Raw genomic sequence first — 10069 nt, forward strand, 5'->3', positions numbered from 1 at the left:
CATGCCACCCTGAGGAACGGATGCTCTCCGTGTTCCGCGAGTACGGCGTGGTTGCCAAGGAGTCTCGGGAGAACATCAACCAAACTGCCGAGAACCGGAACATCTATCAACTCGTCCACCCTGGATGGCTCGTCACAAATCGTATGAAAGCTTGGCAGGGATCGGTGGGAATCTCGCCACTGAGAGGAATCGTCTCCGGCCACTATCTTTGCTTTGCGCCGAAGCACGACCAAGATCATCGATACCTGAACTGGCTCTTTCGTTCGTCGGTATACGCAAACGGCTATGCGCTCCTGTCTCGTGGCGTACGTGTCGGGCAAGCGGAGATCGATAACGATCTATATCGCGTTCTACCTGTGCTGTTGCCTTCGCTGGAAGAGCAGCACGCCATCGCCGACTACCTCGACCGCGAGACCGCCAAGATCGACACGCTTATCGAGGAGCAGGAACGGCTGATTGAGATACTGCAAGAGCGTCGCCAGGCGGTGATTGACCGCGCGTTCGAAAATGCGCCTTGGCCAACGATACAGCTGCGTAGGGAAATCGAGTTCCTAACCAGCGGATCACGTGGCTGGGGTGACTACTACTCGGACTACGGCGAGCGCTTTGTTCGTATCGGCAATCTGCCACGGACAACACTTCAGTTGCGGGGGGACGTCCAGCTCGTTGACATCCCAGATCACGTGACTGAGGGTGCGCGGACCCGCGTACGGGAGCGGGACATGCTTTTCTCAATCACAGCGTACCTTGGCTCAGTTGCGGTCGTGGAAGGTGACTGGGTCGGCGCGTACGTGAGTCAGCACGTGGCGTTATGTCGCCTGAAGCAGTCACTTGTCGATGCGTATTTCATCGGCTACTCAATGCTGACAACATCGGGACAGCATCAACTGAAGGAAGGCGCAGCCGGGGGCACGAAAGTCCAGTTGGCCCTCGATGATATTTGCGGCTTGACCGTGCCACTTGCTCCTCTTGACGAGCAACGCCGCATCGTGGACCACCTTGACGAAGAGACCACCAAGATCGACACCCTTATTGGGGAGACGGAACGGTTCATCGAGCTCTCGAAGGAACGCCGTGCCACGCTGATCACGGCCGCGGTGACGGGGCAGATTGACGTACGAGACCAGGTCGACCAGGGAGCTGCTTAATGGTCGCCGAACATGAGCAGGCGTTCGAGACTGAGATCTGCGAGCATCTCGCCTCCCACGGGTGGCTTTACTCGCCCACCAGTGAGGGTTACGACAAGCAGCGAGCGTTGTTTCCCGCGGACGTGTTTGCGTGGTTGCAGGAGACCCAGCCCGAGCAGTGGGCGAAGGTCGTCAAGCCCACGATGAGCGCGGCAGAGCAGGCCAAGGCGAAGGAACAGTTGCTCGATCGGCTGGTGAAGACGCTCGACCAGCCGCTCGACTCGGGCGGAGGCACCCTCAATGTTCTCCGCAAGGGTTTTAAGAAGACGCCCGCCCGGTTCTTGATGTGTGAGTTCAAGCCCGCGACCACCCTCAACCAGGGTGCCCTGAACCGGTATCAGGCGGTGCGGGTGCGAGTGATGCGGCAGGTCTACTACTCGACCAAGCACACCGGCAGCATCGACCTGGTGCTGTTCATTAACGGGCTCCCGGTCGCGACGCTGGAGCTCAAGACCGAGAACACCCAGTCGATCGACGACGCCATCGCCCAGTACCGCACCCAGCGGGACCCGAAGGGTGAGCCGCTGCTGGGGTTTGCGAACCGGTGTCTGGTGCACTTCGCGGTCTCCAACGACGAGGTCGCGCTGGCCACCAGGCTGGCCGGGAAGGACACCCACTTTCTGCCGTTCAATACCGGCAACGACGGTAAGGCCGGTAACCCGGTCAATCCGCACGGGGCTGCATCATCCTACCTGTGGGAACAGATCCTGGACCGGGACGCGTGGCTGCACATCGTCGGCAAGCTGCTGCATGTCGAGACCAAGACCGAGGTCGATCCGATCACCGGGGAAGCGCAGAAGAAGACCACTCTTTTGTTCCCGCGCTTCCACCAGTGGGAGCTGGTCACCCGTCTGCTCGACACCGTCAGACAAGAAGGCCCCGGGCACCGGTACCTGGCGATGCACTCGGCCGGCTCCGGCAAGACGAACTCGATTTCCTGGGCCGCGCACGGGCTGGCCACCTTGCACGATGAGGCCAACGAGAAGGTGTTCGACACCGTCCTCGTGGTCACCGACCGCACCGTGCTCGACGACCAGTTACAGAAGGCGATCAAGCAGATCGAAGGCGTTGAGGGCACCGTCGCGGTCATCAGCCCCGAAGAGGTCCGTAACGCCGGCACCGGCTCCAAGTCCAACCTTCTCGCCCAGCAGCTTCTGGCGGGCAAGCTCATCGTGATCGTGACGGTGCAGACCTTCCCCTTCGCGCTGGAGGTGATCCGGAAGAACAAAGGGCTCGCGGGCAAGAAGTTCGCGATCCTCGCCGACGAGGCCCACTCCTCACAGGCCGGCCGCGCCAGTCGCAAACTCCGCGCGGTACTCACCACCGAAGAGCAGGCCGATCTGGCTGATGGTGGGGAGATCGACACCGAAGCGATCCTTGCCGCGGAGATGGCCGAGCGTGCGGAGTCGCCGAACCTGTCGTGGTTCGCCTTCACCGCGACCCCGAAGCCCAAGACACTCGAACTGTTCGGCCGCCCCGGCGCGGACGGCACACCGGCCCCCTTCCACGTGTACTCGATGCAGCAGGCCATCGAAGAGGGCTACATCCTCGATGTGCTGAAGAACTACACCACCTACGACACCGCATTCCAGATCGCCGAGACCACCAAAGCCGCGATTCCCGACCAGTCGGACCTCTCGGGGACACAGCTGGTCGATGAGGCTGAGGCCACCAAGGGGCTGATGCGCTGGGTGTCGCTGCACCCGACGAACATCGCCCAGAAGGTGCAGATCATCGTCGAGCACTACCGCGCCAACGTGCGACACCTGCTCGACGGGCACGCCAAGGCCATGGTGGTCACAGCCTCACGCGAGCACGCGGTCCGCTACAAGGAAGCCATCGACGCCTACATCACCAAGCGCGGCTACACCGACCTGGCGACCCTCGTGGCGTTCTCCGGCTCCATCGAGGTCAACGGCGTCACCTTCGCGAACGTCGAGCCGCCCTACACCGAGACCAACCTCAACCCCGGCCTGCGCGGCCGGTCACTGCCGATCGCGTTCGCCGGCGACGAGTTCCAGATCATGCTGGTGGCCAACAAGTTCCAGACCGGGTTCGACGAACCGCTGCTGTGCGCCATGTACGTCGACAAGCGCCTCTCCGGGGTCACCGCCGTACAGACCCTGTCGCGGCTCAACCGCACCTACCCGGCGGCCGGCAAGGACACCACCTACGTCCTGGACTTCGTCAACAACCCAGACGAGATCCTGAAGTCGTTCCAAACCTACTACCGCGACGCCAGCCTCGCCGACACCACCGACCCCGACCTGGTCCACGACCTGCAGACCAAGCTCGACAGCGCCGGGATCTACACCGACGCCGAAGTCGACGCCTTTACCGCCGCCTACCTCGCGGACCAGCACGGTGCGATGACCGCGCCGCTGAAGTCCGCCGCCCAACGGTTCAACAACCGCTACATGACCGCGGTCACCGATGGGGACAAGACAGCCGTCGAGGAACTCGACATGTTCCGCAAGGACGTCGGTTCCTTCATCCGGCTCTATGACTTCCTGTCCCAGATCATCAACTACGAAGACACCGACCTGGAGAAACGCAGCCTCTTCCTGCGGCTGCTCGCCCGCCGGTTGACCGGCCGAGACGGTGCGGAGGCCATCGACTTCTCCGCCGTCGAACTCACCCATATCAAGCAGACCCGGGCAACCGAGCAGGCCCTCAACCTGGAGACAGGGCAAGCAGAACCGATGAAACCGGCCACCGCCCCCGGGTCGGGGGCGGCCCGGGATCCGCGGATGGTGCGCCTGCACGAGGTACTGGCGAAGGTCAACGAGCTGTTCGCCGGTGAGGACTTCACCCAGGCCGAGCAGCAGAGCTGGGTCGAAGGCATCGTCACCGTCCTGATGGACGATCAGACCGTCGTCACCCAGGCAAACGCCAACTCCAAGAAGCAGTTCGTCGAATCACCAGACCTCACCGACGCCGTCACCGAAGCGGTACTGGGAAACCAGACCAGCCACACCAAGATGGCCGACCACTTCCTCACCGACGACCATGTCAAGGCAGCGATGGTAAAGCTGCTCGGCGAACTGGTACACGAAAACCTACACGCCAACGGATGAACTCACCGAGCTTCTCCAAGCGAACGCTGAGGTGGCTGTTCGGCGAAAAACTCGCAGGCAACTGGGTGGGCGCGGGCCTCGTTGACAGCCACGGCGTTCCATTCGGTCCCGAAACAGCAACAGAGGGGAAGACTGGTGAGCGACGCTCACTGATGGAGCGAAAACGGATCCTCCTCGACGTAAGTGTCATCTGCGCGTGAGCCATACCGAGCCCGCCGTGGCTAATCGGGCATGTTGCTCTATTGCGAAACGCCTGCGAATCCGCATTTCGATAGCACACGATCGACGTAGAGCATCGGAATGAGCACGGAGGCAGTGATGGGTTGGGCGGGCAAGTTGGGTCCTGACGCACAATCAGTAAACCAGCGTCTCCCCCTCACTCCCAGGGGCAGCGGTGCGGCCAGCATCGACTATCGAGGACAGCGTCCGTTGGAGCATGTCGGGGCAGGGTGGGCCGAGTTCGGAATCGCCTCGGGCGCACCGCTAATCTCAGGACTCGATCTCGAACGCGTGCGCGCCGTCATGGCGGGACGCTCCCCGCTAAGCGGTGCGGTACTGGTGATGCCCAAACAAGCCGCCGACCCCCGCTCGACTCTGGCCGCTGGTCCGTTGCTCGAGGTGCTGGCCGAGGTCGCTGAGGGCCGAGGCACCCATCTATACGAGCTGTTCGAAGACACTTGGTCCCGTCGACGCCATGAGCGGCTGGTGGGCGGATTCAGCCGTGACGGTAGCCATCGGGCTCCCATCACGGACCTGGAGCGCCTGGTCCGGGAGGTGGGATTGTGCCTCGACGACGTCTACGACGAATCTGAACTCGCTATAGCGCGTGCCCATGAACGCTGCCGGGTACGTGTCGGCAACCGCGGTTACGTATTGGACCTGACCTCGCCCAAATCGGTTTCCCTGCTGTATGCCCTGGGTCTGCTGTGTGAGTCCCCCCACGTGGCGCGGGCAGTGGAGGAGGAATTTCTGGCGGCTGGACGTGCGGCTGCCGAAGCCATGCAAAGCTGGTGCGTCTACGGGTTGGCTGGCCACCACGGAGCGGGACGATGCGCCACCCGAGTATCCACCAGCGGGATGCTGGCCACGATGGCGCTGTATCGCACCGCTCACCCGGTACCCGGAGCCACCGCTGGCGACCCTCATCTGCGCATTCATCTGATGGTGGCCAATATGGCTCGCTGCGCCGACGGGAAGTGGCGTACCGTCGCCGCCGGCGGAAAGGACATCTACAATCACGTCACCGCCCTGAGCGAGCTCTTCAAAGCTTGCGTGCGCTCACGGCTGACAGCTCGCCTCGGCGTTGCGTGGGAGCCCGGGCTCCACACCCCTGACTGGGAGATCGTGGGGGTCGGTCAACAGGTGCGCGACATCTTCTCCCAGCGCAGTCGACAGATCGCTGCTGTAGCCCCACGTGGGGCAGGCGTGCGGGAGCGCACCCGGATCGGCTATAGCACCGCCCGGCCGGCATTGCCCAATCCCTTCCGTGAAGGCCACGCTTGGGCTCAGTTGGCCACCCATCACGGCATTGATCCGGAAGCTGTGGTCGCCTCAGTGGTGGGCCGACATTCCGAGGGCGACGGCGACACCCCGGCGCGGCTGGCCGACCAGTTGTGGGATCCGCGTCGCGGCCCCGTCGCCGACCGCGCTCACGTCACCCGCGCTCAGGTCCTGACGTCGGCCGCCGCTCTACTGCGAGAAGGCGTGCGAGGCCGGAAGGAGCTGGAGTGCCTTGTTGGCGCTGCTTTGGACGACGACCGGATCGTGAAGCTTCCTGCTGTCGGAGCGGCACACCTGAGCAACAGCGGTCGCTTCGCCCTCCATCGGCCGTAGTGCCATAGCCCGCTCTGTGGTGTGTCGCTGGCCGCGCTGTCCGGCGATCAGTAGTTGCGGCCTTGCTCGCCGGTCATGTGGATCTTCGTGGTTCATCTGCCGCGCGAGCGCCTCAGCGCTCCTTGCGGTCAAAGCGTGCCGCTTGCGTGCTGTGGCTGGTGGGTCTGGAGTAACGGTGGGAGTTGGCGCCGGGGGGCCGGCGGTGGCCGTCCGGTTCGACATGGTGCGGTGGCGGTCTCTGTGTCGGCTCCTGTCCTTGGGCTGGCGATGCCGCGCCCAGCGAGCAGGGTCTGGCCGGGTGCGGTGTTGCCCGCCATGGGTGCATCCGGTGAGTGACCTGCGGGATTGGTGGGGGAGTGGATTCTGGGCCAGGATGGGGCGCCGTGAGCGCAATCGACAACACCTCCCATAGGGAGGTTTCGGGAACGCTGATTCAGATCGGCACGCTCAATGGGTCTGTGGATCTGGGGCAGCAGCAGCGTCGAGGAGTCCGCCTGCTGCCTGCGGTCACCTCGGTGTTTCAGAACCGCGCAGAGGAGTTCGCCGAACTGGACGGTTGGGCCGAGGAAGCCCGGGCGGGCGGGGGCGTCTGTGGAACATCACGGGTGTGTCCGGGATCGGCAAGACCACGCTCGTTCTCACCTGGATCAATGAGAACCGGCACCGGTTCGGCCATGCGCAGATCGCGATGGAGTGTGGCGGCGGTTCCGGCGGCGGCCGCGGTCGCGGCATCGAGGAGGTATGCGACCGCTACTTCGCGCTGACCGGATTCGTGACCGAGGGGCATGCGCTGGAGACGACCGCCGCGAAGATCGAGCTGTTCCGTTCCCTGGTCGAGGAGCGTCCTGCCGTGGTTCTGTTGGACGATGTGCAGTCGGCCGCCCAGGTCCGGCCCTTCTTGTCGAATCTTCCCGGCTTGCTGGTCATCGCCACGAGCCGGGTCCCGCTGCCCGGACTGGCCGAGGAACGGCCGCGCAGGCTGCTCCTGTGCCCGATGGTGGAAGACGCGCTGGCGGATCTGCTTGTGGAGATTCTGGGTGCGGACCGTACCGCGGCGGAACCCCGCGCTTTCGGTGAACTCGTTCGGATGTGCGCAGGGCTTCCCTTGGTCGCGAGCCACGCGGCCGGTCTGCTCCATGACCGGCCGGACTTGCGGATCGGTGAACTCGTGTCCCGGATGGCCGAACACGGCCGCTTGGTCGCGCTTGAAGACGGGAACGAAGACGCCATGGTGCGTCCGTCCTCGGTGTTCGACGTGTCCTATGCCGAGCTCAGTTCGCGGGCCGCCGAGGTCTACCGCGCCATCGGGCTGCACCCGACCCGCGACTTCGAGCCTGGGCTGGTCCCGGCGTTGTTTCCCGAAGCCGCCGCGCACTGTGAAGCGGCGCTGCGCGAGCTGCTGCGCCGTGGCCTGGTCAAGGAGGACCGGCGCGGCCGCTGCGTGATGGAGGATCTCACCTACGAGCACGCCGCGATGCTGGCCCAGCGGGTCACTGGCCCCGGTGAACGCGCGCGGATCCGCGAGCGGATCGCCGATTACTATCTCTACGGCGCCATCGCGGCTGACGCTCACTTGTCCCAGCGGTGGCGGCTCAGCCGGCTTTACGGCGAGCGAGCCCCGGTCGCGCTCCCGGACTTCGCCGCGGCGCTGCGTCGCGACTCCGGACGTGAGCGGCGTCCCGGTGAGCCTCCAACGCCGACGGAGTGGGTCAGCGACAATCTGGACGCGATCATGGCCTGCATGGAGCGTTCCGAGCGGATATGGGACGGAAGCCGCCCCGCTGCGGGGTATCGGTGGCAGATGGCCGAGGCCACGAACGCCTTTTTCACCGCCAACGGGCGTAGCGACGAGCGCGCCACCGCCCTGGCCTGGGCCGAGCAGGACGCGGTGGCCTGCGAGGATGCCGACGCCCAGGCGCGCGTCCAGGCGCAATGGGGCGAGATGCTGCTCGGCCAGGGCCGCCTGGACGAGGCCGAGGAGCGGTTCCGGCGATCCCTCGAGGCGGCCGAAGCCGGCAGCGAGCCCAGGGGGGTGGGCGCCGCGCTGGAGTGGCTGGGCATCACCGAGCGCCGGCGTGGACGGGCCCGGCAGGCCCTTGACTACTTCGACAGGTCGCGGCCGTTCCTCGATCCCGAGCGCCCGCGAAGCCACGCCCTGCACCACATGCACCGGGCCGACGCCCACGTCGTTCTGGGTGCCCGCGCAGAGGCGCTGGAGTGCTTCGCCGCGGCCATGGAGGGCTTCCGCGACCACGCCGGGCAGGGGCAGCGCGACCACGCCAACGAGGGAAAGGTGCTGTTGGGCCAGGGCGAACTGCTGGCGGGCGACCGTCCGCACCAGGCGCGGGCGCTGTTCGAAGAGGCCCGGGCCCGTTTCCGAGCGGCGAAGCGGCCCTACCAGGAGGCAAAAGCCCTCGAAGCCCTCGGAGACCTCAGGGGGCTGGGAGGCGGCGAAGAGACGTCCGCCCGGTACTGGAGGGCGGCGCACGACCTTTACACGCAGATCGGCAACACCGGGGCGGCCGACCGTGTGCGCGCCAAGCTCGGCCGCGGCGGCTGAGACGGTCGGTGTCAGCAGACGGTGACCCGGAATAGGGCCAGGACCGTGCGCTCCGATGAGACACGCACCTTCAGAGGACTCAACGCCCCGAGGTCACCCAGTGCGTGCGCACCGGTGAGGACCCGTTCGGCGAGCACGGCGAACACCAGTTCGGCGTCGCTGGGGTGGGTGATCGAGTCGAGAACGATCGAGGCCACCCGGCCGTCGCGAGTGCGCACCCGGGCGCTGCCCGTGTCGTGGACGACCGTGAGCTGGACGCCGTAGCGGTGCTCGAAGACGGCGGTTGACCAGGTTTCCTCGTCAGAGGGCAGCGCCGCGACGCAGACGCCGATGATGTCGGCCAGCCCGGACAGCCGGTGGTCGAGTTCCTCGTCGGAGACGATCAGGACCGCGTTGTGGGAAGGCTCGGTCATCGGGGCATCGGCGACCGTTGCCGGCACCCGGTGAACGGCCAGCTCGCCGGGATTCCCGCCGTTGACCGGCCGGACGTGCGTCCACAGCGAGGACGGTGACGCTTCGTCGATCTCCGGGGCGGGGACCGCGAGCAGAGGGGGCTCGGTTTCGGGCGCAGGGGCGCCGATGAGCCGGTAGGCAGCGTCCCGGATCAGGCGCAGAGAGCGGCCCGGAGCGGAGCTGACCCAGGTGCGGGCGATGCTGTGCGTGCGTTCACGGAGCTCTTCGGCCCGCCGCAACTGCGGTCTGATCGCGGCGAACGGATCGAGGGCCGGCGCGACGTCGAAAAGCCGGCCCAGGCCGGACCGGGGATCGATCGCGAAGCGGCCGCTCTTTTCCAGCAGGACCGGACGCCCCACAGCGGCGGCGTACATGCTGACGGATCCGTGGTCGGAAAGGACCCAGTCGGAGGCGATGACCGCCGCCCGCCATCCCTCGTGCGGATGGATGAGGATCAGCCCGGCGCGAAGCGCGTCAAAGAGCCAGGACTCGATCTGCAGCCTGCTGTGGGAAGCCCAGACATTGGGGTGCAGGATCAGGGCGATCCGGAATTCGTCGTAGGGGAGTTGGGCCAGTAGGCGAGGGAGGAGCATGGGATCAAGCCCGAAGAGCGAATCTTCCCGCCACGTCGAGTTGACGGTGATGAGGCGCTGGTCGGGGCGCAGGTGGAAGGCGCGGCGGTAGTTGAGTCTGCGGGGAAGGCTGGCAAGAAGACGGTCATAGCAGGGATCGCCCGCGATGAACGCACGCGGAAGGGCGTCGCGGCAGCCTTCGGCAAGCCGGTCGAACTGCTCGGAATGAGAGAGCGCGATAACGGCCGGAACCACGCGTCCGTCGTGCTTCAAAGTGCTCTCGGACAGCCCGAAGGCCGGTTCCCCGGTTCCCCGGTTCCCCGGTTCCCCGGTTCCCCGGTTCCCCGGTTCCCCGGTTCCCCGGTTCCCCGTTCCCCGGTCCCGTCC

5 protein-coding genes are annotated in these 10069 nt (G+C 65.7%); 4 read left to right on the forward strand and 1 reads right to left on the reverse strand.

Going from position 1 to position 10069, the window contains the following annotated elements:
- Nucleotides 1–20 precede the first annotated feature (20 nt).
- The 4 genes from VS93_RS09865 to VS93_RS09885 all read left to right on the forward strand — a co-directional run bounded on the left by VS93_RS09865 (nt 21) and on the right by VS93_RS09885 (nt 8657).
- A complete protein-coding gene (locus VS93_RS09865) occupies nt 21–1148 on the forward strand; it encodes a restriction endonuclease subunit S (RefSeq protein WP_162231665.1) in 1128 nt (375 codons plus the stop codon).
- The gene (locus tag VS93_RS09870; RefSeq protein WP_046469665.1) at nt 1148–4264 is read left to right on the forward strand and encodes a type I restriction endonuclease subunit R; all 3117 of its coding nucleotides are present in this window, start codon (nt 1148–1150) and stop codon (nt 4262–4264) included. Before VS93_RS09865 ends, VS93_RS09870 begins: the two co-directional genes overlap by 1 nt.
- A 318-nt stretch (nt 4265–4582) precedes the next feature.
- Nucleotides 4583–6097: a relaxase domain-containing protein gene (locus VS93_RS27920; RefSeq protein ID WP_236700448.1), complete on the forward strand. Its 1515-nt coding sequence runs from the start codon at nt 4583–4585 to the stop codon at nt 6095–6097.
- Nucleotides 6098–6704: 607 nt separating this feature from the next.
- Nucleotides 6705–8657, forward strand: coding sequence for a tetratricopeptide repeat protein (locus VS93_RS09885; protein WP_046469668.1), 1953 nt, complete (start codon nt 6705–6707; stop codon nt 8655–8657).
- Between the two features lie 11 nt (nt 8658–8668).
- Here the strand turns inward: VS93_RS09885 and VS93_RS26865 are convergent.
- Nucleotides 8669–10069 (reverse strand): hypothetical protein (locus VS93_RS26865; protein WP_236700447.1); only part of this gene is annotated, 1401 nt, incomplete at its 5' end.

The sequence above is a fragment of the Allosalinactinospora lopnorensis genome (assembly GCF_000981225.1).
Taxonomy (GTDB): Bacteria; Actinomycetota; Actinomycetes; order Streptosporangiales; family Streptosporangiaceae; genus Allosalinactinospora; species Allosalinactinospora lopnorensis.